This is a genomic window from Chitinophaga sp. CC14 (genome assembly GCF_048957795.1).
GTDB classification, from domain to species: Bacteria; Bacteroidota; Bacteroidia; order Chitinophagales; family Chitinophagaceae; genus Chitinophaga; species Chitinophaga ginsengisegetis.
In genome coordinates this window covers 1,219,444-1,242,609 of record NZ_JARBFY010000003.1, presented here as the reverse complement: position 1 = coordinate 1,242,609, position 23,166 = coordinate 1,219,444, and the positions used below count along the sequence as shown (strand labels likewise).

At 46.4% G+C, this 23,166-nt stretch carries 19 protein-coding genes; 10 read left to right on the top strand and 9 right to left on the bottom strand.

Features of this window, described 5'->3' with window-relative positions:
* Positions 1 to 23: 23 nt before the first annotated feature.
* From PV783_RS15125 to PV783_RS15095, 7 genes are all read left to right on the top strand, one after another.
* Positions 24 to 602 carry a D-sedoheptulose-7-phosphate isomerase gene (locus PV783_RS15125; protein ID WP_079468062.1) on the top strand — a complete coding sequence of 193 codons (579 nt, stop codon included), beginning with the start codon at positions 24 to 26 and terminating at the stop codon, positions 600 to 602.
* Positions 599 to 1,294, top strand: coding sequence for a nucleotidyltransferase family protein (locus PV783_RS15120; protein ID WP_079468063.1), 696 nt, complete (start codon positions 599 to 601; stop codon positions 1,292 to 1,294). The genes PV783_RS15125 and PV783_RS15120 overlap by 4 nt, the downstream gene beginning before the upstream one ends.
* A complete protein-coding gene (locus PV783_RS15115) occupies positions 1,291 to 1,812 on the top strand; it encodes a D-glycero-alpha-D-manno-heptose-1,7-bisphosphate 7-phosphatase (RefSeq protein ID WP_079468064.1) in 522 nt (173 codons plus the stop codon). Before PV783_RS15120 ends, PV783_RS15115 begins: the two co-directional genes overlap by 4 nt.
* A gap of 26 nt (positions 1,813 to 1,838) precedes the next feature.
* Complete coding sequence (locus PV783_RS15110) at positions 1,839 to 2,813, top strand: hypothetical protein (protein WP_079468065.1); 975 nt, start codon at positions 1,839 to 1,841, stop codon at positions 2,811 to 2,813.
* 9 nt (positions 2,814 to 2,822) lie between these two features.
* Positions 2,823 to 3,212 (top strand): hypothetical protein, encoded by a 390-nt coding sequence (locus PV783_RS15105; RefSeq protein ID WP_111578754.1) that lies wholly within the window; start codon positions 2,823 to 2,825, stop codon positions 3,210 to 3,212.
* A 99-nt stretch (positions 3,213 to 3,311) separates the two neighbouring features.
* The gene (locus PV783_RS15100; protein ID WP_420988577.1) at positions 3,312 to 3,683 is read left to right on the top strand and encodes a VOC family protein; all 372 of its coding nucleotides are present in this window, start codon (positions 3,312 to 3,314) and stop codon (positions 3,681 to 3,683) included.
* A 9-nt stretch (positions 3,684 to 3,692) separates the two neighbouring features.
* Positions 3,693 to 4,118 (top strand): MarR family winged helix-turn-helix transcriptional regulator, encoded by a 426-nt coding sequence (locus PV783_RS15095; RefSeq protein WP_111578756.1) that lies wholly within the window; start codon positions 3,693 to 3,695, stop codon positions 4,116 to 4,118.
* A 71-nt stretch (positions 4,119 to 4,189) separates the two neighbouring features.
* Here PV783_RS15095 and PV783_RS15090 read toward each other — a convergent pair whose 3' ends face one another.
* Genes PV783_RS15090 through PV783_RS15075 form a run of 4 tightly spaced genes read right to left on the bottom strand, consistent with a single transcriptional unit; the run spans position 4,190 to position 9,928 of the window.
* A complete protein-coding gene (locus PV783_RS15090; protein WP_420988576.1) occupies positions 4,190 to 6,727 on the bottom strand; it encodes a DNA gyrase/topoisomerase IV subunit A in 2,538 nt (845 codons plus the stop codon).
* A gap of 17 nt (positions 6,728 to 6,744) precedes the next feature.
* Positions 6,745 to 7,149 carry a hypothetical protein gene (locus tag PV783_RS15085; RefSeq protein WP_363435147.1) on the bottom strand — a complete coding sequence of 135 codons (405 nt, stop codon included), beginning with the start codon at positions 7,147 to 7,149 and terminating at the stop codon, positions 6,745 to 6,747.
* Entirely contained in the window at positions 7,146 to 8,012 is an 867-nt protein-coding gene (locus PV783_RS15080; RefSeq protein ID WP_420988575.1) for a DUF1835 domain-containing protein, read from the bottom strand. The genes PV783_RS15085 and PV783_RS15080 overlap by 4 nt, the downstream gene beginning before the upstream one ends.
* 8 nt (positions 8,013 to 8,020) lie before the next feature.
* Positions 8,021 to 9,928, bottom strand: coding sequence for a DNA topoisomerase IV subunit B (locus PV783_RS15075; protein ID WP_079468072.1), 1,908 nt, complete (start codon positions 9,926 to 9,928; stop codon positions 8,021 to 8,023).
* Between the two features lie 337 nt (positions 9,929 to 10,265).
* Here PV783_RS15075 and PV783_RS15070 point away from each other — a divergent pair, with 337 nt between their 5' ends.
* The gene (locus PV783_RS15070; RefSeq protein ID WP_159454179.1) at positions 10,266 to 10,415 is read left to right on the top strand and encodes a hypothetical protein; all 150 of its coding nucleotides are present in this window, start codon (positions 10,266 to 10,268) and stop codon (positions 10,413 to 10,415) included.
* Between the two features lie 293 nt (positions 10,416 to 10,708).
* On the opposite strand, the gene PV783_RS15065 is transcribed toward PV783_RS15070, so the two are convergent.
* A complete protein-coding gene (locus tag PV783_RS15065; protein ID WP_079468073.1) occupies positions 10,709 to 11,377 on the bottom strand; it encodes a response regulator transcription factor in 669 nt (222 codons plus the stop codon).
* Between the two features lie 48 nt (positions 11,378 to 11,425).
* Complete coding sequence (locus PV783_RS15060) at positions 11,426 to 14,527, bottom strand: sensor histidine kinase (protein ID WP_079468074.1); 3,102 nt, start codon at positions 14,525 to 14,527, stop codon at positions 11,426 to 11,428.
* 145 nt (positions 14,528 to 14,672) lie between these two features.
* Between PV783_RS15060 and PV783_RS15055 the strand changes: the two genes are divergently transcribed.
* Positions 14,673 to 15,776, top strand: coding sequence for a WD40/YVTN/BNR-like repeat-containing protein (locus PV783_RS15055; RefSeq protein WP_336386113.1), 1,104 nt, complete (start codon positions 14,673 to 14,675; stop codon positions 15,774 to 15,776).
* A gap of 254 nt (positions 15,777 to 16,030) precedes the next feature.
* Positions 16,031 to 18,427, top strand: a complete 2,397-nt coding sequence (locus tag PV783_RS15050) for a glycoside hydrolase family 31 protein (RefSeq protein ID WP_420988574.1) — start codon at positions 16,031 to 16,033, stop codon at positions 18,425 to 18,427.
* Between the two features lie 645 nt (positions 18,428 to 19,072).
* On the opposite strand, the gene PV783_RS15045 is transcribed toward PV783_RS15050, so the two are convergent.
* The 3 genes from PV783_RS15045 to glgB form a co-directional block, all read right to left on the bottom strand.
* Positions 19,073 to 19,672 (bottom strand): toxin-antitoxin system YwqK family antitoxin, encoded by a 600-nt coding sequence (locus PV783_RS15045; protein ID WP_079468077.1) that lies wholly within the window; start codon positions 19,670 to 19,672, stop codon positions 19,073 to 19,075.
* A 223-nt stretch (positions 19,673 to 19,895) separates the two neighbouring features.
* Positions 19,896 to 20,807 (bottom strand): DUF4382 domain-containing protein, encoded by a 912-nt coding sequence (locus PV783_RS15040; RefSeq protein ID WP_420988573.1) that lies wholly within the window; start codon positions 20,805 to 20,807, stop codon positions 19,896 to 19,898.
* 330 nt (positions 20,808 to 21,137) lie between these two features.
* Entirely contained in the window at positions 21,138 to 23,087 is a 1,950-nt protein-coding gene (gene glgB, locus PV783_RS15035; protein ID WP_420988572.1) for a 1,4-alpha-glucan branching protein GlgB, read from the bottom strand.
* Positions 23,088 to 23,166: the final 79 nt, after the last annotated feature.

The window sequence follows — 23,166 nt, the reverse complement described above, 5'->3', positions numbered from 1 at the left end:
ACAACAAATCAAAAAATCTGCTGATGAAACAATTCATTGCCAATAAGATCCGGGAAAGCATCGCTGTAAAAGAAGCCATCTGCCAGGATGAACCGTTGTTAAATACCATCAAACTGGTAGCAGAAGCCATTACACACAGCCTGCAAACCGATCATAAAATCCTTTTCTGCGGTAACGGCGGCAGCGCCGCAGATGCACAACACCTGGCCGCAGAATTTTCCGGCCGGTTTTATAAAGACCGCCAGCCACTGTATGCAGAGGCACTGCATTGCAATACTTCTTATATCACCGCAGTTGGCAACGACTACGGCTACGACCAGGTATATGCCCGCATCCTGAAAGGCATCGGCCGCCCGGGAGACGTGCTGGTAGGCATTTCTACCTCCGGTAACTCGGCCAATATCCTGGAAGCCATCAAGGTGGCAAAGGAGCAGGGAATGATTGTAGTAAGCATGACCGGCGCCACCGGCGGCAAAATGAAAGAAGGAAGCGATTACCTGGTCAATATCCCCTCCGGCGATACACCCCGCATACAGGAAGCACACATCACCGTAGGACATATTATTTGCGAAATAGTGGAAAACAACCTGTTTGGCGCATGACGAGAGAATGTATCGTACTCGCCGGGGGCCTCGGCACCCGCCTCAGAAGCGTAGTGGCCGACAAGCCTAAATGCATGGCTCCCCTCGGTGAACACCCTTTTTTATATTACCTGCTGCAATACCTGCACAAACAAGGCATTAACCACGCGGTACTATCGCTCGGCTACCTGTCTGAACAGGTTATAAACTGGTGCAACAGCATGGAATTGCCGCTACGTGTATCCTTTACCGTAGAACCGGAACCATTAGGCACCGGTGGCGGTATCATCAATGCCCTGTCTGCCGTGAAAGGCAACGAAATCTTTATCGTTAACGGGGATACTTATTTTGATGTGGACCTCGCCGCATTCAATAACTTTCACCAGGCCCATCAAAGCCCCCTGTCACTGGCGCTGAAACCCATGAAACAGTTTGATCGCTATGGCAGCATCCAGCTGGATGAACAACAGCAGATCACCCGGTTCCATGAAAAAAAATATTGTGAAGAAGGATTGATCAACGGTGGCATCTACCGCACTTCCGCCGGTTTCCTGGAAAGCTTGTCGCTGCCGGAGAAATTCTCCTTTGAGAAAGAAGTACTGGAGCCCGGCGCACACGCAGGAAAATTATACGGTTTCATCAGCGATACCTATTTCATCGATATCGGTATCCCGGAAGATTACGAAGCAGCAAAAAAAGTATTGGTATCATGACCCTATTCCTCGACAGAGACGGCGTAATCAACGATGAAATCCGCGACGGATACGTACTCCGGCCGGATATGTTTCATTTCAGTGAAGGCGTACTGGCCGCTATGCCCATCCTTGCCAACCGTTTCGAACGTATTATTGTGATCACCAACCAACGCTGTATTGGTCGCGGACTGCTCACTACAGCGGGCTTACAGGAAATCCATACACAAATGCTGCAACAAATTGAGCGGCACGGCGGCAAAATAGACGGCATTTATTTTTGCCCGGACGTAGACAGCAACAGTCCTTGCCGTAAACCCGCCACCGGCATGGGTATGCAGGCAAAACACGACTTCCCGGATATTGATTTCAGCACTTCCGTAATGGTGGGCAATACATTAAGCGATATGCAGTTCGGGAAAAGCCTGGGCATGCAAACCATCTTTATCCCGTCTACCCGTCCTGAAACACCCTTTCCACACCCGCTGATCGATCAGCGATATCAAAACCTGCTACAGTTTGCACAGGCTGTACAATAATTCTCAGCCGTAACCGTATAATAGATATGGCAAAAAAACCACTACTGTCACTGCTCCTCGTGTTTATCTCCCTGCTGGCCCTGGCACAGCAGCCGGATGCAGCAGGACTGAAACAGTTAATGCGTAACCAGGATACCCTGCAGGTCCTTAGTCAGGATATCTTCAACGGAAAAGGCGATGATGGCCGGCAACGTGCTACGGAAGCATTCATTCCGCTGCTGGTGAGAACACTGAAAACAAAATACTCCTTCCGTTTTCCGTTCGATTCCCTGAAAACAATATCCATTCAATATCCGCAGGACAGCACCTTCCGCATCTTCACCTGGGCGCTGGAACGCGAAAATGGCTTCTATCGCCATTTCGGCGCCATCCAGATGAATACGCCCGACGGCCAACTGAAACTCTTTCCCCTGTTTGATGCCTCCGACTATATTACCAACACCGATACCATCGGCGATAACAAGTCCTGGTACGGCTGCCTCTATTACAATATTGTTCACCGCCACTATTTCAACAAGGAGTATTATACCCTCTTTGGCTGGGATGCCAACAATCCCCGCAGCCAGAAGAAAATAGTGGAAATGCTCACGTTTAAAAATGGTACCCCTGTACTGGGCGGCCCGTTTTTTAGTTTTGCGGAAGACAGCACGCCCAAACCCACACGCAACCGCTTTATCATTGAATATAAAAAAGAAAGCACCGCTACGCTCAACTATAACAAGGAACTGGATATGATCGTGTTTGATCACCTCATCTCTGAAACCAATGAGCCCATGAAGAAATTCACCTACGTAACCGATATGGACTACGAAGGCTTCAAATGGCAGGCCGGCAAATGGATGCATGTAAACAAGATTTTCCATGATGCCATCCCGCTTGGCAAAGGCGCTCCTACCCCGCAACCGCTGGATCAGAAGAAAAAAAGCATGACCCAGCCTAAATCGGCAGAAGATTTTCAACAGGAAACACCAAAGAAACCCGCACAAAAGAAGAAACAATAAAGCAATCACATGGCAGCAACGGACAACGAATCAACATACATCAGGGCTATCAGGCTATTCAATATCAACGAAACAGACTGCTCCTTTGAAACCGGTAAGATTCCAACCCGGAACAAAATTGATGTGAACTATTTCTTTTGTCAGACCGGAACCGGTCAGCTGGAAAATATTCCGCACCCCGCGCCCCGGCGCCAGTTTGTGGTAACGCTGAAAGGCAGACTCAGATTTACCGTTACCAACGGCGACACCTTTATCCTTGAACCCGGCATTATCCTCATCGCAGAAGATATCGACGGCCCTGGCCACACCTGGGAAGTAACCGACGGTAACGAATGGGAACGGATCTATATCCCCCTGGACATGGAAAGCAACAATAACTTTATTGCCGATCCCAGTTAATACCATTTAAAAAAAATCATTTTTTTTCTTTAAAAGAACAATCATTCTCCTATATTTGCATTATAAAAGAGCGAACATTCATTTATCAACTACACTATAATGCAACTTAATCACTTAAACCTCAGCGTAAAAGATATGCCTGCAACCCGGGCACTATTTGAAACCTACTTCGATTTTATCTGCGTCGACCCAAAATTGAACGATACCTTATCCGTTTTAAATGGCCCCGGTGGATTTATCCTGGTACTCATGAACCAGCGCATGAATGAGAAAGGAAATCACACCTACCCGGATACTTTTCACATAGGATTTTACCTGGAAGATGAGGCCGCAGTAACTGCCACCTGGGAGCGACTGCAAAGCGGAGGTATTGTACTGGACCAGGTACCGCAGATCATGCGTAAAACCTTCGGTTTTTACTTTACTTTCGATACCATCATGATCGAAGTAACCACCCCCATCAAAGATTAAAACAACTTTATGCAATCCGAAATAGACCAAAAGCTGCCTATCGGCTGGTACCTGAAGGAAGCCGACAGCCTGATCACCCACTACACCAATATAGCTTTTGAATCCTTTGGTATCAACAGGTTTCACTGGCAGGTATTGAAAAATATAGACAAGCACGGAAAGATTTCCAAAGAGCTGTTTTACCACCAGGTAAACCGCTTCCTCACCGAAACGGAGCTGGAAGAAGTCCTGGCAACATTGCTCAACCGCAACTGGATCCAACATACCGATGATCTCTATTCCTTTACAGATACCGGGAAACAGGAGTATGCGGCCATCGAAGCCCTCCAGATGCAAAACCGGGAAAAAGTAATGGAAGGTATCACAACAGAAGAATATCTTACGGCCATCAACTTCCTGGAAAAGATGATCAGAAACCTGGGTGGCAAAATATAATCATCTTACAAAAACAAAAAAGCGGACAGCATTATTTGCTATCCGCTTTTTATATCTTCCACAACAGGCAACTAGAACAATTCTCCCTGTCCGCCTGCCGGTCCTTCTTCATTCGGATCAGGATCTTCATCTTCAGACAATAACTCCGCACTGATCAGGTCATCCCCTGCAATCCTTGTTCCCACTGCTTTCCATCCGGTAACCTCCACAAATTCGGAGAGGTCTATTTCCTCTTCTTCCGGACTGCGTTTCTTACCTGTTTTCAGCAACACCACAGGCTGGGTATGCGTGGTCACCATTTCCAGGTAGTTATTCACGCCCTCCTTAATGAAGTTGAATTTATTATTCAGTGTCTGCGTTTCAATCCGGAAACGTTTCACATTGAACTGCTTCTTATCCGCGTCAAAGTAAATGGCCGTTACCGTCTTTTCCGGGTTGAACTTCTCAATATACACTACATCATTCGACTCATACCGGTTGGTAAGATCGTAGTTCGTCAACTCATAGGTACCATTTTTAAAGGCAACAAAGATCTTGTCCTCTCCTTCAAAAGCACCAATATACACGCCACGTTCTTCTGTATTCAAACGACCGGTTTCTGTATCATACCAGATCTTTTGCCCGGCCAGTGTAGATACCCCTTTCTCCTTAAACTTCACGCCACGGATAGGGTATTTGGTTACCACGTTACCCATAGAGCTACGTCCCTTGATCGCAATGGTTTCAAAAAACAGGTCGAACTCCTTGTTACGCGCGCTGCAGTTCGGACTCAGCTTAATGGTCACCACTTCTGCTTCCCCGTTAGGGTTGGAAGAGAAGTAATGTACTTTGGAATTTTTCTCTCCTTTATGCGCCAGGTCATATTCTTTGTCGCGGGTAACACCCGTTACATTGAAACGTTTGGCATAGCTCACGCCTGTTTTACCTTCTACATAAATCATGTTGTAGGTAGTGCGCTCGTCATTCTTACGGAAAATGTCCACATGAATGATATCCTTACCCACAAAGGTTTTATCGGCTACTTTCGTCACCAGCATTTTACCATCCCGGCGGAATACGATGATGCTGTCCAGGTCAGAACAATCTGCCACAAACTCATCTTTCTTCAGCGAAGTACCAATGAAACCATCTGCCCGGTTCACATATATTTTAGTGTTGGCAATAGCTACCTGTGCTACCTGGATATTGTCGAATGTTTTAATCACCGTTTTACGTTCACGGCCTTTACCATACTTCTTCAGCAGGTTGTCGTAATAAGCCACGGTGTAATCGGTGAGGTTCGCCAGGTTATTCTTTACCTCTTTAATTTCCGCTTCAATACCCTTGATCTGTTCATTCAGTTCATTGATATCCAAACGGTAAATACGGCGTACAGGCTTTTCCGTTAGTTTCACAATATCCTCGCGGGTAATTTCGCGTTTCAGTTGTTTCTTATACGGTGTAAATCCTTTATCAATAGCATTCAGCACGGTTTCCCAGTCCTTATGCTTTTGCTCCAGTTCCTTGTAGATCCCTTTTTCAAAGAAGAGTTTTTCCAGGGAGGTATAGTGCCATTTTTCCTGTAATTCCGCCAGTTTGATTTCCAGTTCCTGCTTCAGCAGGTCTTTGGTATAATCAGCGGAAGATTTCAGCAAATCGGAAGCCGTGAGGAACTGTGGTTTATCATTTACGATCACACAGGCATTCGGGGAAATGGAAATTTCGCAATCCGTGAATGCATACAGCGCATCAATGGTAATATCCGGTGAAATACCCGGCGCCAGCTGCACTTCAATTTCCACTTCCGCAGCGGTATTATCCACTACTTTCTTGATCTTGATCTTACCGTTGTCATTGGCTTTTACGATAGACTCCATCAGCTGCGTGGTGGTGATACCATAAGGTACATCCTTGATCAGCAGCGTCTTTTTGTCTTTCTCTTCAATATGTGCGCGTACCCTTACTTTACCACCGCGTTTACCATCGTTGTAGCTGGCAATATCCACCATCCCACCGGTAACAAAATCGGGGAACAGTTCAAACTTTTTACCACGGAGGTATTTTATCGAAGCGTCTATGAGTTCAATGAAATTGTGTGGTAATATTTTGGTAGATAAACCAACCGCAATACCTTCCGCTCCCTGTGCCAATAGCAGCGGGAACTTCATCGGTAATGCCAGTGGCTCATTTTTACGGCCGTCGTAGCTGAGCTGCCAGGAAGTAGTTTTAGGATTAAATGCTACATCCAGTGCAAACTTCGACAGGCGCGCCTCAATATACCTGGCTGCTGCCGCATCATCACCGGTTCTTACATCGCCCCAGTTACCCTGGGTATCAATCAGCAGGTCTTTTTGTCCGAGGTTAACAATAGCATCACTGATAGAAGCATCCCCATGCGGGTGATACTGCATCGTTTGCCCGATCACGTTGGCCACTTTATTATAACGGCCATCGTCCATTTCTCTCATGGCGTGCAGGATACGACGCTGTACGGGCTTCAGCCCATCTTCCATGCTGGGCACCGCCCGCTCCAGGATTACATAAGAGGCGTAATCCAGGAACCAGCTCTCATACATGCCTCCAACGTGGATGACATTGTGCAGAGATTCGTCTGATGTTTTATTTTCCATGTCCATGTATAATACACTTACGGTTTTACGTTAATCATTTTTTCAAAATCCTCCCGCCAGATACGTACACTATCTTTCTGTACATCTTCAAGGGAGTTCAGTTCTATAAAGCAACAATCTGTAATGGCCACCAGCTGATGCCACACATTCACAGGTACTTCTACCCTGGCCGGCGCCGTTACCTCCGTGGTCACTATTTCATGGCCTCCAAGCGCACACCAGTGAATGGCCGCCTTGCCGGTAAACAGGTACAGTACTTCCGGGTTTTTATTGTCGCTTTTACCTTCGTGATAATGCTGACCGCTGCTGCTGCCGGCATTCCGGTAGCAAACCAGGAAATCGCCCGTACGGTTGCAGTTCCAGAAATAACCGCTGCCGCGGTCATCAGCACCCATCAGTTCCAGTGGCGTTACGGTTATCATACGGTTGTTGGATTTTCAATGGTTTCTCCCGGCAGCTTCACTTCAAAATCACGGATGGTTTTCAGATCGCCCCTGCTCTCCAGCTTGCCTTCGCGGATCAGCTCTTTCAGCCGCCAGCCCAGGAACTGGTCCATCACAGGGTATTTTAGCTTACCGGTTACCTGCTGCACTACCCGCCATGCTTTTACAAACTCTTTTCCACTCTGCGCCAGTAACTCCTTGTCGTAAAACAGCGTGGGTTCTCCTTTGATCTTCTTTCCTCCTTCCAGTAAACGGATACCTGCATTCTCATTCATCAGGCGATACCACTCATCGCCATCCAGCTCGTATTCTGCCAGTGAAATAGCACGCGCCAGTTTCTTTGCCTTCAGGAATTCCTTTGGCAATATCTGGTGCAGATGGGTAGGATAAAACACCGCTCCCTTTTCATTCAGGAAAGGCAGGTTGTTGAGGTAAATAATATGGATGCGTCCTGCAAAATCATACAGCTGACTTACCAGCCAGTAGTACCCGCACACGTCACGGGCGTTTTGCCCGGCCCATATCCATACTTCCTGTTCGGGGTCTTCCTTTAATTGCGCTTTCAGGGATTTAAAAAGATCGGCATCATCGGGATCACCGGTCACTTCTTCCGCGGCCGGTTCTTCACCGGCTGCAAGTGCCGCCGGTTCAATACCCGCCAACTGCTGCCAGAAAAGGCGACGGCCGGCACGGCCCTCTTTGGTGTCCAGGATAAATAACGGTCCAACGGACAGATCATCTTCAAAACAGCGGATCTCTCCACTCATTTTCTCATCCATCGCTATCGCCTCTCCCAACACCGGAACTGAAGACTGACCAAAAACAATGTGTATTAAGCCCATATGCCTTTCTATACTGTTTCTTCTACTAAATCCTTTTCATACCGCAGGTTGTTGATGATAAACTCCTGACGGGTCTGGGTATTTTTACCCATATAGTATTCCAGTAACTTCTGGACATGAATATCTTTCGATAAAATGATCGGCTCAATACGGATATCTTCCCCGATAAAACGGCCAAATTCATCCGGAGAAATCTCTCCCAATCCTTTAAAACGGGTGATCTCCGGCTTGTTGCCCAGCTTCTTTACCGCTTTCTGCTTCTCATCTTCATTATAGCAGTAAATAGTTTGCTGCTTGTTACGCACGCGGAATAACGGCGTTTCCAGGATATATACGTGCCCGTTCTTTACCAGGTCAGGGAAAAACTGCAGGAAGAAAGTCAGCAGCAGCAAACGGATGTGCATACCATCTACGTCGGCATCGGTAGCCACCACAATGTTATTGTAGCGCAGCCCTTCCAGGCCGTCTTCAATATTCAACGCATGCTGCAGCAGGTTGAACTCCTCGTTCTCATATACTACCTTCTTGGTAAGCCCGAAGCTATTCAGCGGTTTACCACGCAAACTAAACACCGCCTGGGTTTCCACATTGCGCGACTTGGTAATGGACCCACTGGCAGAATCACCCTCTGTAATAAAGATGGTGGAATCCAGCCTGCGGGCTTCCTGTTCTGCCTTATCTTTCCCGGTAAGCTCATCGTTCAGGTGCAAACGGCAGTCGCGCAGCTTCTTGTTGTGAAGGTTAGCTTTCTTCGCTCTTTCATTCGCCAGTTTCTTGATACCGGCCAGCTCCTTACGCTCACGTTCACTCTGCTCAATACGCTTCTTCAGCGCATCAGCAATCGCCGGGTTACGGTGCAGGTAATCATCGAGGTGCTTGGAAAGGAACTCCAGAACAAACGCCTTTACAGACGGACCATTTTCAAAAACTACCTGTGAACCCAGCTTGGTTTTCGTTTGCGATTCAAACACCGGCTCCTGTACCCGGATAGATACCGCCGCACAAATAGAAGCCCTGATATCAGTAGCCTCATAATCTTTCTTGTAGAAGTCGCGCACCGTTTTTACAAACGCCTCGCGGAAAGCCGCCAGGTGCGTACCACCCTGGGTAGTATGCTGCCCGTTTACAAAAGAATAATACTCTTCTCCGTACTGGCTTTCATGGGTAATGGCTACCTCAATATCTTCTCCCTTCAGGTGAATGATCGGGTAACGCAGATCCTCTTCATTCGTTTTACGCTGCAGCAGATCCAGCAAACCATTCTTTGAAATGTATTTCTTGCCGTTAAAGCTAACGGTAAGACCCGCATTCAAAAAGCAATAGTTCCAGATCTGGTTCTCCAGGAATTCCGGGATAAAACGGTAGTTCTTAAATACCGTATCGTCCGGTGTAAACGTAACCAGGGTACCATTGGGTTCCGTAGTCGCAGTTTCTTTATGCTCTTTTATTAAAACCCCTCTTTCAAACTCAGCGGTTTTCATGCGGCCGTCACGAACAGACTGCACCTTGAAGTAGCTGGACAAAGCATTTACTGCTTTGGTACCCACCCCGTTCAAACCAACTGATTTCTGAAAGGCTTTGCTATCGTACTTGGCGCCGGTATTGATCTTACTCACTACATCCACCACCTTTCCCAAAGGAATCCCCCGGCCAAAATCCCGGATGGTGACGTGATGCTCCGTTACTTTGATATCAACCTGTTTGCCAAAGCCCATCGTATGCTCGTCAATACAGTTATCCGTTACCTCTTTAAGCAGGATGTAAATACCATCATCCATACTCGATCCATCACCCAGTTTACCGATATACATACCAGGCCGGAGGCGGATATGCTCCCGCCAGTCCAGCGACCGTATGGAGTCTTCCGTATAGGAAGCAAATAGATCTTTGTTATCCGTTTTGTCCGTGTTTGCCATAATATATTATAATTTCCAAAATACTATTGTTTCGCAGGTCATGCAATGTTTTGCAAGGATACTAAATCTTTTAGCAAAATCTGATTGCTGGCAAAAATAAAGGATTCAGGGAATCATCCCAAGTATAAGTTATACACTATGCTTACATTATTTATTACCAATGTATTAAGACTGTTAAATTTTATATTTCCGGGAGATAATGAACAGTTTTGGGGATTTTCGGGAAGTATCACATGAAAATGGTATAAAAAAAACTAATGTGAATGAATCCTTATATCAGAATTTTATTTATATTTACATAAGTCAACAATTTTGAGATATCCTAACCTATGTCCTTATGAAAATACTATTTCTAATCCTGCTTACCGCAGTTTTTCTGGTAGCACTCGTAGCTACTTACTTCATTAAAAAAGAAGAGGATAACAGCATCGGAAATAAATTCCTTCGCCTTATCCGGAAATTTGACGCATGGCAAATGATGCGATGATCAATTTTACCTGCTTTTACCAACAAACGGCTTTCATACAATATTCACAACTGGTCACATCAGCCTGGCAATAGCCATCAGGGAGTGTTATGTCTTAACCATATTACCTATTAACCGTAAATCCCTTATCCTATGAAAACTGGTCTGTTATTTAAACTTGCCTGCCTGTTGATTGCTGCTGTGGTATTATCTGTGCACCTGGTGTTCAAACCTAAAACAGAACACCGTTGAAAAACATTCAGGGATTTTATTGCTTCTTATTCAGAAAACAATAAAATCCCTGAATTACTGACTTATCTGTTATAATATTTATTCACTGCATCAGTACGGCTACGTACGTGCAGCTTTTCGTAAATATTATGTACGTGGCGTCTTACCGTTTCAATACTGATAAACAGGTTACTCGCAATTTCTTTGTACAAATAACCTTTCGACAACTGATCCAGGATTTCTTTTTCACGTGTAGTCAATGCTTCAAGCGCCGGATTCGGCTTGGCCTGCTTCTGGAAAAATGCCACCACCCTTCTCGCTATCTGCGAACTCATCGGGGAACCGCCATCATACAAATCACGGATAGCTTCCAGTAATTCGCCCGGAGATGTTTTCTTAAGAATATAACCACTTGCACCTGCCTCCAGCGCCATAAAGATTTTATCATCATCTTCATACACTGTCAGCATCATAAACTGCATATCAGGATGCTCCCGCTTTAACTGCGCAATACATTCAATACCATTCATGCCACCCGGCAGGTTGAAATCCATCAACACCACGTTAGGCATCAGTTGAGGGATTTGCTCCACGGCAGTTTCCGCATTATTGAATGTCCCTACACAGGCGTAACCGTCAGAACCATTAATCAGCAATTCCATAGCCGTGCGGATATCATGATTATCTTCTACTATCGCAATAGTGATAGTGTCCATGTTATCCTGGGACTTCTTCTTTGAGTATACCGTCATGTTTAAAAGGAATTATAACACTTAAATGTTATTAAAAACAAATGTATGTTAATTTAGTGGGATATCGAGAAAAACTATTGTTCCATTATTCGAGCTGATATCCGCATTTCCTCCAACTGATATCATTCTTTTCTGGATATTTTTTAATCCGTTTCCAAATAATCTAACCTTCTCCTGGTCAAATCCTTTTCCATTGTCCTTAATCATTATCGTCATATTTTTATGCATCTTCACTTCCACAATTACCTCTGTTGCCTTCGCATGTTTCACTACATTATGCAATGATTCTTTCACCGCCAGGTAAATATTCCTTCGTGTACCTCCACTCAGCTTAATGTTGGGAATCGTTTCTGGAATATAAAACTGATGCGTGATGTGCGCATGCTCGAGGAATTCTGCCGCAAAACTTCTCATATAAGCAATCAGATTGGCCAGCGAATCATTGGATGAACTCATCGCCCAGATAATCTCACTCATCTTGTCCACCATTTCTCCCGCCGTTTCAGAAATACGCTCTACTTCCCGCGTCTGGGAAGGATCCTGGATTTTCCGCTTAGCCACCTCACTCAGCAACCGGATAGTAGATAACCCCGATCCAAGATCATCATGCATGTCACTGGAAATACGCGCCCGCTCCTGGTCTACCGCCTGCTCCTTTTCCAGCTTCAGCTTCTCATGCCGTATCTTATAATCCAGATACAGGGTAGAGAAATAATAAGCAATGCCCAGCAACAGCAGCAATAGTAAAAACCGGAACCACAACGACTGCCAGAAAGGAATCCGGATCACGATCTCCAACGTGGTGGGAACAGTACTCCAGATATCATCATTATTCGATGCTCTCAGCTTAAAAACATAACTGCCGGGATGCAGGTTGGTATAACGCGCCATCCTGAAAGTTCCGGCCTGCACCCAGTCCTCATCCGCGCCTTCCAGCTTATACTGCACCTTGTTCTTTAATGGATTGGTATACTCCAGCGGCACAAATTCTATCGCAATAGTATTCTGGTTATAAGGCAACTCTATTTTCTTCAGTAACGAAATAGCCGTGTCAGATTCGTAAGGCTTGTCCAGCACTTCCATCCGGCGGATGATCACTTTGGCATTGGATAAATTGTCGCGGAAATTCTTTGGATAAAATCCGTTTACACCACGGATACCACCAAAAAATAATTCGCCGTCGATAGACTTGTAAAATGCACCGGTGTTAAACTCGTTCGACTGTAATCCATCTTCATAATTATAAGTAGTGATTTCACCGGTCAACGGATTGATCTGCGACAACCCTTTATTATGGCTCACCCAGATCCGGTCTTTATCATCCAGCAACACGCCGTACATATAATCATTGATCAGTTTGGGATTATCATAACTGTTGTAGTGTTGCTTGATGCGACCTGCATCATCCAGGATGAACAATCCTTTATTAGTGGCCACCAGCAACTCTTTATGCGCATTTTTATTGATGGATTTTACAGTAGTGCCGGGAGCAAGGAACACACTTTTCCAACGGGAGTCGGCCACACGTTTTATATACAGCGCCGATTTCGTACCCACGTACTGGTTACCCAGGTAGTCTTCATAAAAAGCAGTCAATACTTCATCCGAAAAATTATGTACTACCGCTACTTCGTATCCTTTCTCAGTATTATCAAACATCAGCAGGTAGCCGCCATAATTGAAATACAATTGTCCGTTAGTACGTTTAAACAGGAAGGGGAAAGGTGCAAGCTGCGTAGGTAAACCCAATGCCGTTACCTTTCCTGTAAGATCCAGGAAAGATTTGGTTTCTACATTGAACAACCCGATGTGCATACCCGCAAAGTGCAGCCAGAGCTGATCTCCATTCTCCCTGCAAATAGCGCCCAGATCGTTGCCGGGAAACTTCCCGGGATATAATTCATTGGAAATACGCTCCAGGAATTTTCCTCCATCTTCATAAATATTCAATCCGTCCCGCATCAGTCCCACATACAACTTGCCATCATCATGCTTGTACACAGCCTGCACCATGTTGTGCGTGATGTAAGGCGACCGGTAAAGGTTAAACACTTTTTTATGCGGGGAATATTTTTTCAGACCGTCGCCATCGGTGCCTACCCACATGTTATCGGCCACATCCCGGTAAAGCCACGATACATCATTAAACGACCTCGTTTCAAAAGTATTAAAGCTCACAATATGCCGCACAATTTCATTACGCGCAATACTGTATATCAGCACGCCATCGCTCCCGCCTATCCATACGTTGCCGTACTGATCCAGTTCAGACACAGCAGGAATGAATGGTTCCCCCTTTTCATTCTTCATATCAAAAACCAGGTCGCTGAATTTGTTGCGTTGCTTGTTAAAGAGCGTAATATGACCTGCACTGATAATGATCATGGAGTCTTTGTTCAGGTTGCGCAACAACGGCTTATCGCCCACACCGGGCAAACAATAGGTGGAGATGCGGAGGTTTTTGATATTCAGGGAAAAAAGTTCGCCCTGATCTCCGTTCATCCAGATGGTATTCCCATCTTTCATAACTGCGGAAGGCAATATCCGTCTTTGGGTAAACTGCGGCGGATACAGGATGATACGGCGTATGGCGTAAGTGGTATTATCCAGCACGTAGATGCCTTTCATTGGTCGCCATACCCACAGCGTATTAGAAGCCGTGTCTTCTCCCAGGATCGCAAACTTCACATTACTATCACGTTCCGCGGCATTTACAATGGTGGTATCTTCCAGCAGTTTGCTAAAGTTGTTCTTGTATTTATCGTACACGCTGATCCCATTGTTATGGGCCAGCAGCAGTTGGGAGCGACTGTCTTTATAAAAAGAAAAACCTTTATACCCTTTCAGATCAAAACGGTTGATAACCGCGCGGTTGCCGGTAGATCCGCGGGCTACCAGCTCTCCCTTTCCTTCGCCTGCCTTGTAAAGAGCGCTTGGTTTGTACCGGTATTCATTAAAGGTATAGCCATCGAAACGGTTGATCCCGTCGCGGGTGGCAATCCACATAAATCCCTGATCGTCGCGGGTGATATCGAATACCGTGCTTTGAGAAAGGCCCTCATTAACGCTGTAGCTGTCAAAAATGTATGGTTTGTCCTGCGCATACAGTACCCCGGAGAAGAGTCCCCATATACAGCATAGGATAAACATTTTTAAGCGACGCGGTTGATGCACTGGAATATTGTTAATGAGTAAGCAGGTTAGGTAATCTGCAAATATATAAATCTGTGTCACACTTTGTAGCAATTTTGTAATTTTCTTCCCGGTAACAGATTGGGAATAAACGAAATACTTTATGAATACAGCCAACACTACATCCGGCACACCAGGCTTAGATACCCGGCAGTGGCCCTTTATCACTCACAAATGCAGGGCGCTGCGCCGCCTGTTGCTGTTGGGATGCTATACTTTAATATTTACGTTTCACCCGGCAGCCGCCCAGGAAACAGCAGCCGGTTATCATATAAACATCATATCGGCTACTCCGGTTCAAAGTATCCGGGGCCTCAGCGTGGTAACAGATGAGGTGGTATGGGCCTCCGGTACCGGTGGCAAGGTAGGCAGCAGCACCGACGGCGGTAAACACTGGAAATGGACCACTGTTACCGGCTGCGATAGCTGCGACTGGCGTTCGCTGTATGCTTTTGATGCCCGTAAAGCCATTGTATTGAATGCCGGCGCCCCGGCGCTGATTTTTTTAACGGAAGATGGGGGGAATTCCTGGAAACAGGTATTCTACGATAACAGGCCGGGCATTTTCTTTGATGCCATGCAGTTTTTTAACGAACGGGAAGGTATCGCTATCGGTGATCCGATCGACGGGAAATTTACTGTCATCCGGACACATAACGGTGGCCGCAGCTGGAAAGCCGACCCCACTCCCACTTTGCCGGCCGCGGCAGAAGGAGAAGCCATCTTCGCCGCCAGCGGCACCAGCATGGTGCTGTTTCCCGGGAACAAGGTTTACTTCGCCACCGGCGGCCAGGTAGCCCGGCTCTTTAAAAGCGCGGATAACGGACAAGCCTACACGATCCCGCTGATACAGGGCAGCAGTACTACCGGCGTATTTTCCATCGCCTTCCGCGACACCGCCAACGGGATCGCCGTAGGGGGCGACTATAAGCAGGATACCGCCCGGAAAGGCAACTGTATGCTCACCGCCAACGGCGGCCGGAGTTGGGAAGCTCCCGCTGTCCCTCCCGGCGGATACCGCTCCTGCGTGGCCTGGATCACCCCGCAGCTGCTCATCGCCACCGGCACCTCCGGCACTGATATTTCAGAAGATGGCGGTCATCACTGGAAAACGATCGGTAAAGGATTTAATGTCGCCGCAAAAGCAAGAAAAGGAACAAAAGTATATGTAGCCGCAAAAGAGATCGGGGTGCTGGACAACCGTTAACCCGGCCCGCTGCCAACAAAAAGGTGCTCCTGGAAAGGTGCACCCACTAAAATAGGTTAAAGCAAAAAGTAAATTTATTGATATGAAGTTAATAAGTAATTTATTTACTTGCTGAGATATTTTGCAAAGCAGCTAATTTAAAGGGTAAACGTAGAAAAAGAAGCATCTAACGCAAAAGGACTACCACTACTCTGATTTTTTTATGTAATTTAAGACCTCGTTAACGCATTACCGCGCATCCAGAAAAAGAGATTATGCAAGTTGAAACCTCGTCCAGTAAATACGGCGCCAAACACTATCCCGATGGTATCAGGGATTGGAAAAAAGAAGGAAACTACTTTTGTTTTTATACTACAGAAACAATTCTCGAAATAAGGGTAATTGCCGACAAGATCATCCGCTTCAGATATGCTGCGGAAGGCTCTTTTCAACGGGACTTCTCCTACGCCACCAGCGATACGCTGGAAGAATCCCCCATCGCATTCGGGATCAAAGAGTGGGAAGAAACTTTTGAGATCTATACAGACGAACTAAAGGTATTTATAGCACGCGATAACCTCCGCATCACCATTTCAGATAAGGAAGGAAAAGTGATCAACCAGGATGAAATGGGTTACCACTGGCAACACTACCTCCTCAAAGGAGGTAAAATCCAGTATTGCAGCAAGTTAGTACAGGAAGGGGAATGCTTCTACGGGTTGGGCGACAAGCCCACCGAGCTGAATCTCCGGGGCAAACGCCTGGAAAACTACGGAACCGATGCCTATGGTTATCAGAAAGATACCGATCCGCTGTACCGGAACATCCCTTTTTATTACGGCCTGCATCATGGCGTCGGCTACGGCATTTTCTTCGATAACACCTTCCGCACCATCTTTGATTTTGGTAAAGAAAGGGAAGATGCCTGCAGTTTCTGGGCCCGCGGCGGTGAAATGAACTACTATTTTATTTACGGCCCCGACCTGCTGGAAGTGGCCGAGTCCTATACAAAAATCACCGGTACCCCCGAACTGCCCCCATTATGGGCATTAGGATACCACCAGTGCCGCTGGAGCTACTACCCCGACACCCGCGTAAAGGAAATCGCAAAAGAATTCCGGAAACGGAAGATTCCCTGCGATGTCATCTACCTGGATATCGATTATATGGATGGCTTCCGCTGCTTTACCTGGAACAAGGAATGGTTCCCCGATCCCGCAGGATTGATCAAAGAACTGGCCGCCGAAGGCTTTAAAGTAGTAGTGATCATTGATCCCGGCATTAAGGTAGACACCGACTACGCTGTATACCAGGAAGGCATCAAAAACAACTACTTCTGCAAACGCGCCGATGGCGCACTCATGGAAGGAGACGTTTGGCCCGGCAAATGCGTATTCCCCGACTACACCAACCCCGAAGTACGGGAGTGGTGGAGCAGCCTGTTCAAAAGCCTGGCCGAAACCGGCGTACGCGGCGTATGGAACGATATGAACGAACCCGCCGTATTTGAAATGGGCTCCTTCCCCGAAGATGTCCGTCACGACTACGACGGTGAAGAGGTTAGTCACCGCAAAGCCCATAACGTATACGGCCACCTGATGAGCAAGGCCACCGCAGCCGGTATGAAAAAATACCTGATGCCCAACCGCTCCTTTCTCATTACCCGCTCCTGCTATGCAGGCGCACAGCGCTGGTCTTCCGTATGGACCGGCGATAACGTATCCAGCTGGGAACACCTCTGGCTGGCCAGCGTGCAATGCCAGCGTTTAGCCGTTTCCGGTATTTCCTTTACCGGCAGCGATATCGGCGGCTTCATCGGCGAACCCGATGGCGAGCTGTATACCCGCTGGATTCAGCTGGCCGTTTTCCACCCGCTCATGCGTACGCACTCCGCCAGTAATGAAACCGGCTTTAACCAGGAGCCCTGGAGCTTTGGGCCGGAGTACGAAAAAGTAGTGACCAAGTTTATTACGTTAAGATATAAGCTGCTCCCCTATCTGTACACCACCTTCTGGCAATACGCCACCCACGGTACGCCCATGCTGCGCCCCCTGGCTTTTGTGGCGCAAACAGATGCGGCCACGCATAACTGCTCGCACGAGTTTATGTTCGGCGATTCCCTGCTGATCAGTCATGTAAGCGAAAAAGGTATGCAGGAAAAAGCAGTATACCTCCCCGCCGGCAACTGGTACTATTTCTGGAACGATCAGAAATATGCAGGCGCAAAAGAAATCAAAGTAAAAACACCGCTGGATGAAATCCCCCTGTTTGTAAAGGCCGGCGCTGTATTACCGGAATTCCCGGAAATGCAGTACACCCAGCAAACACCGGTTACAGAAATGCTGCTGCATGTTTACTTTGGTGATACAGAAGTGAAGAGCGTACTGTACGAAGATGCCGGCGATCACTACGGCTACAAAAACGGACAGTATAACGTAATCCGCTTCAAACAACGTTCTACCGCACAACAATTCTATCTTAAAAAACAATTTTATATCAACTACGAAACATCATACAAAAATCACCGGATTATTGTACATGGCCTTCCCTTCAAACCCACTACGCTCGTGGTAGACGGACAAGCCATTGCCTTACTGCCGGAAAACCTGCTGGCAGATAATACCGTGTCATTTGTGGTACCAAGAAACTTTGAAGAAATATCAATGAAGTAGAAACAGATCCGATAAAGTGGTAAGAAAAAAGAAAGGCACTTCAGATAGAGATCTCGCGCCGGTTTCATAACCTATGCCAACTTTAGAGATATAAAAATAGATGCTTAATATCATTGTACAAAATGTTCACAGGCGATAAACGCACAATGAACAAAATGAATAACTCCTTAACATTGAATTAAGAGTCCTGGAATCAGAAATCACAGAAAGTAACCTGTAGATCCACTCTGAATAAGGGTTACATCTTAAAAAATCAATTTAGCAATATTCACAAAAACGTAAAGGCTCAATGATGAATCACCATCATTGAGCCTTTTTCACGTTGATGATATTTGTTTATGCTTAATAAAAAATAGACAAGAAGAAAATAGAGGTCAATGCACAAAACACCAAAAAGATAAAAATAGCCCTGAAAAGGATTTCCATCCTGTCAGTAGTATATTCCATTCCGTGTAGTTCCTGAGGATTTTCCGCGTGGTTGATAGTAAGGCTTTTCATACAAACAAGTTAAAAGGATCTGCAATAAAAATTTATTGGTGACTTACGGGTTCTATAAGATCACATCCTATTGATGAAATTACATAAAAAAAAGCTAAAACAGACAATTCTTTTTGTTCATTTTAGCCTCCCGTCTGTTCATTTTGGTTACCCCTTCTTTTTCTGCTTACCGGCATTTTCATGCGGCAGCTGTAACGGAGCCTTCTTTACAGCAGGTGCGGCAACTTCGGTACTATCTCCCAACTCATCTGCAGTAACGGTTTCCCCCCGCTTGTAATACTCCTTCACCATCTTCCCCGTTTCTTCATCATATAACTTCCACACCCCGTTACGAACGGAATTACCTAACCTTACAATCTCCGTGGGCGTTTCTGCGTTGGTCACCGGATCAATGATCATGATGGTATCCCGCTGCCCCTCAATTTCAGTAGCCAGGAAAGCACCTTCCTCACTCAGCTTCCCGTTAGGGAAATAATATTTGCAATAACCATCCAGCACGTTGTTCTTATAAGTTTCCTCTGCCAGTAAATTACCAATGGCAGAAGTCTTTTTCCAAACACCCTCCTTCCGGCCGTTTTTATACACGCCTTCCCACGTATAACCCGGCTCTCCCCTCACTTCCCCCACTTCCTCTACCCAACGCCCCTGCTTACGGCTTTGCCCGTCGCGCTGGTTCACCTTCGCCTGGGCCATCCCCATGCTGCAAACACTCAATAACAACAGGTATAAAAACAACAGTTTCTTCATAGATATTACTTTGTCTCAAGTTAAATATTTTACGCATGTATTTAACGCAGGTATCAACTCCCGTATTGCCTTCCCTGCTATTAAACGCTGTATTGCATAAAAATAATTTGGGAAGATAAAAACAGGCCCCCCATTTTCATCTTCCCAAATCCTTTATAATCCAAAAAGTAAAATCAAAGTAATCAGTATAATCAGTCTAATCCTGAGAAAGACAACATCCACGTTACTTATGCAGCTGGATATCCCCTATCCGCGTGTCTTTCCCCCGTTCTACCTTCACACCGGTAACCGTAGTATCCTGGTAACCGTTGGAGGCATTTACAAAAACATTCCAGTCGTCGCCCACTTTCAAACCACGTACCTTGTACTCTCCGCTTCTCCATGGCAGTGCATATAAAGTATCATTGCTGTTGTTGTAAATAGAAATTACCGGGTAAGCGTCCCACGGGGTTACCTTACCTGAAATGCTGCCCATTTTAAGAATGGTAAATACATTAATGTAGGGTTTGAGGATGAATTGTCCATTCCGTACTTTGATAATAGAACGCTGTATATCAAAGTCCAGCCACAACTGCAGATTATCCGCACTCAGCTCGTCCCATTCGTTATGACGCACCCTCACAATGATCTTCGACTGACCGGAGATCGATTTCACCGGGTAAGTAACGCCATCTTTTACCAGCGAATTCTGGTCGCCAATGGTAATACGGATCCGTTCCATCGTTCCTTTTGCTACCACGCCGCCGGCCAGCAGGGTATCGGCTCCGTTCCTCAATGTCAGCAGGTCATAAACACCAGGGTTAATATCCAATGAATCCCACAACTGGCAGGTATCCCGCCCGCTGTTCCGGTCGTGGTCGCGGTCCTCATCCCACCAGCAACGGTCGCGGTCCGACCAGTTGTCGTCGTCCGTTTTCCCGCAGGTGTCCACCAGCACTTCCACACTGCGGATGTCCAGTAGTACTTTATCGAAGTAACCCGGATCATCTGACAAATAAAGACTTACTTTTTGCTTATTGTCCGGAATCGGCGTGGTGGAAGCAGAATTATCCTTTTTACAGGCGCCTGCTAATGTAACAGCAGCCAACACTGCTATCACCAAACCATGCCCCGGTTTGCGGAGAATGTTTTTCATAAAAAGAACGGTTTTATGTAACTAAATAAAAATATGGACGAATTGATCTGGTTGAAATACTGACACCTCATAAAACGTACCACCATAGCCGGTTATTGCAACAGGATCAGATTGCTGATAGATGGAAAAAAGAAGGCAAAGTTTAACCGGGTAAACACTTTTTTTGAGAGTTTTTTTAAAGAGATTGATTCACTTGAAACTGTATGTTCCGATTTTTTTTATCTTAAAAAAATAAAGGAGATGAAAACAGGATCTCCCTGCTTTATCTCCTTTAAAAATTTTATCTCAATAAATAATCAGTCAACTACGATTACTATTACCGGCCGGCACTCAACGTTCACCCAGGCTCAGAAGCTTTAGTATAGTGGCCCCCAAAGGTGGTAAACGCAAAGAAATCGTATAATCCCTGCCGTTATATATCTGTTTAACGGTACGGATTACACCGGTATTCACCACGCCACTGCCGTAGTACTTCGGGGCATCGCTGTTCATTACTTCTTCCCACTCACCTGCTACGGGAAGCCCCACCAGGTAGTTTTCCCGCACTACCGGCGTCATGTTCAATACCACCAGCAAAATATCACCGGCTTCTTTTCCTTTCCGCACATAAGCCAGCACACAGTTATCATAATCATTTACCGTGATCCACTCAAAACCCGCAGCATCAAACTGTTGTTCATATAACGCGGTAGTAGTGGCGTAAAACTGGTTAATGTCTTTTACAAAAGCTGTCAAACCCTGATGGGTGGGATGCTTCATCAGGTGCCAGTCCAGCTCCCCACGGTAATTCCATTCAGATGTTTGCCCAAACTCATCTCCCATAAACAGCAACTTGGTGCCGGGATGGGTATACATATAACTATACAACAACCGCAGGTTGGCTAACTTCTGCCAGTCGTCGCCAGGCATCTTATACAGCATGGGCGACTTCCCGTGTACCACTTCATCATGACTCAGCGGCAGCATAAAGTTTTCTCCGAACGCATACACCAAACTGAATGTCAGATCGTTCTGGTACCACTTCCGGTGAATAGGGTCCTTTTTAAAATAGTCGATGGTATCATTCATCCAGCCCATCATCCATTTCATCCCAAAGCCCAGTCCACCCATAAAAGTAGGCCGGGATACGCCATAGTGGGAAGTAGAATCTTCCGCAATGGTTTGTACATCCGGGAACAGGGCATATATCGTTTCATTCAGCTTCTTCAGAAAACTGATGGCTTCCAGGTTCTCATTGCCCCCCACTTCATTGGGTTCCCACCCGCCTCTCTCCCTGGAATAATCCAGGTGGATCATCGATGCCACCGCATCTACGCGGATAGCATCCACATGGAACCGGTCGAACCAGAAAACAGCATTGCTCAGTAAAAACGACCGCACCTCATTCCGCGCATAATTGAAAATATAACTGTTCCAGTCCGGATGATAACCCTTACGCATATCCGCATATTCATACACATGCGATCCGTCGAAACGGAACAACCCATGCGCATCATACGGAAAATGCGACGGCACCCAATCCAGGATCACGCCAATACCCGCCAGGTGAAAAGCTTCCACCATCTCCATAAAATCCTGCGGCGTACCATACCTGGAAGTAGGCGCAAAGTACCCGGTGATCTGGTACCCCCAGGAACCATCAAAAGGATGCTCCATAATGGGCATCATCTCCACATGGGTAAAGCCCATCTCCTTTACATAAGGCACCAGCATATCGGCTATTTCCTGGTAAGAATACACCCGCTCCGGATCAGAGGGATCAGGGCGGCGCCAGGAACCGAGGTGTACCTCGTATACGGCAAAAGGACTGTCGAGCGCATTGTTTTTTCGTCGGTGATCCATCCACTTCTTATCATCCCACTCATAATCCAGCGGGCATACCACCGACGCCGTTTTAGGACGTACCTCCCAGTGATTGGCATAAGGATCTCCCTTGATCAGCTCTTCCCCGCTGTTGGAGCGGATAAAATACTTATAGAGTGCGCCGGGCTTCACGCCGGGCACAAAACCTTCCCAGATACCGGAGCTGTCCCACCGTGGGTAAAGCGTATGGGTGTAATGATCCCATCCGTTAAAATCCCCCATTACTGCTACAAATGCTGCGTCCGGCGCCCAAACGGCAAAGTACGTACCATGGGCGCCTTCTACCTCCATAGCATGAGCGCCAAACTTTTCGTATAGCCGGTAATGTGAGCCTGCCTGGAAAAGCGTTATATCACTGGAAGAAAAAAGAGTAAATGGTTCTACGTACTGTAAAGCGCGATTTGTATCTCCGGTCATAATAACGTGTGAATTGGGTGTCTTGATGAACAAGATAGTTTAAATTTGGGAAAATGACCTATACTATGAAACAGATATT

What these genes read in the sequence shown, in the direction of transcription:
- PV783_RS15125 (WP_079468062.1), top strand. Translation starts at nt 24, where the DNA reads ATGAAACAATTCATTGCCAATAAGATCCGGGAAAGCATCGCTGTAAAA.
- PV783_RS15120 (WP_079468063.1), top strand. Translation starts at nt 599, where the DNA reads ATGACGAGAGAATGTATCGTACTCGCCGGGGGCCTCGGCACCCGCCTC.
- PV783_RS15115 (WP_079468064.1), top strand. Translation starts at nt 1,291, where the DNA reads ATGACCCTATTCCTCGACAGAGACGGCGTAATCAACGATGAAATCCGC.
- PV783_RS15110 (WP_079468065.1), top strand. Translation starts at nt 1,839, where the DNA reads ATGGCAAAAAAACCACTACTGTCACTGCTCCTCGTGTTTATCTCCCTG.
- PV783_RS15105 (WP_111578754.1), top strand. Translation starts at nt 2,823, where the DNA reads ATGGCAGCAACGGACAACGAATCAACATACATCAGGGCTATCAGGCTA.
- PV783_RS15100 (WP_420988577.1), top strand. Translation starts at nt 3,312, where the DNA reads ATGCAACTTAATCACTTAAACCTCAGCGTAAAAGATATGCCTGCAACC.
- PV783_RS15095 (WP_111578756.1), top strand. Translation starts at nt 3,693, where the DNA reads ATGCAATCCGAAATAGACCAAAAGCTGCCTATCGGCTGGTACCTGAAG.
- PV783_RS15090 (WP_420988576.1), bottom strand. Translation starts at nt 6,727, where the DNA reads ATGGAAAATAAAACATCAGACGAATCTCTGCACAATGTCATCCACGTT.
- PV783_RS15085 (WP_363435147.1), bottom strand. Translation starts at nt 7,149, where the DNA reads ATGATAACCGTAACGCCACTGGAACTGATGGGTGCTGATGACCGCGGC.
- PV783_RS15080 (WP_420988575.1), bottom strand. Translation starts at nt 8,012, where the DNA reads ATGGGCTTAATACACATTGTTTTTGGTCAGTCTTCAGTTCCGGTGTTG.
- PV783_RS15075 (WP_079468072.1), bottom strand. Translation starts at nt 9,928, where the DNA reads ATGGCAAACACGGACAAAACGGATAACAAAGATCTATTTGCTTCCTAT.
- PV783_RS15070 (WP_159454179.1), top strand. Translation starts at nt 10,266, where the DNA reads ATGAAAATACTATTTCTAATCCTGCTTACCGCAGTTTTTCTGGTAGCA.
- PV783_RS15065 (WP_079468073.1), bottom strand. Translation starts at nt 11,377, where the DNA reads ATGACGGTATACTCAAAGAAGAAGTCCCAGGATAACATGGACACTATC.
- PV783_RS15060 (WP_079468074.1), bottom strand. Translation starts at nt 14,527, where the DNA reads ATGTTTATCCTATGCTGTATATGGGGACTCTTCTCCGGGGTACTGTAT.
- PV783_RS15055 (WP_336386113.1), top strand. Translation starts at nt 14,673, where the DNA reads ATGAATACAGCCAACACTACATCCGGCACACCAGGCTTAGATACCCGG.
- PV783_RS15050 (WP_420988574.1), top strand. Translation starts at nt 16,031, where the DNA reads ATGCAAGTTGAAACCTCGTCCAGTAAATACGGCGCCAAACACTATCCC.
- PV783_RS15045 (WP_079468077.1), bottom strand. Translation starts at nt 19,672, where the DNA reads ATGAAGAAACTGTTGTTTTTATACCTGTTGTTATTGAGTGTTTGCAGC.
- PV783_RS15040 (WP_420988573.1), bottom strand. Translation starts at nt 20,807, where the DNA reads ATGAAAAACATTCTCCGCAAACCGGGGCATGGTTTGGTGATAGCAGTG.
- glgB (WP_420988572.1), bottom strand. Translation starts at nt 23,087, where the DNA reads ATGACCGGAGATACAAATCGCGCTTTACAGTACGTAGAACCATTTACT.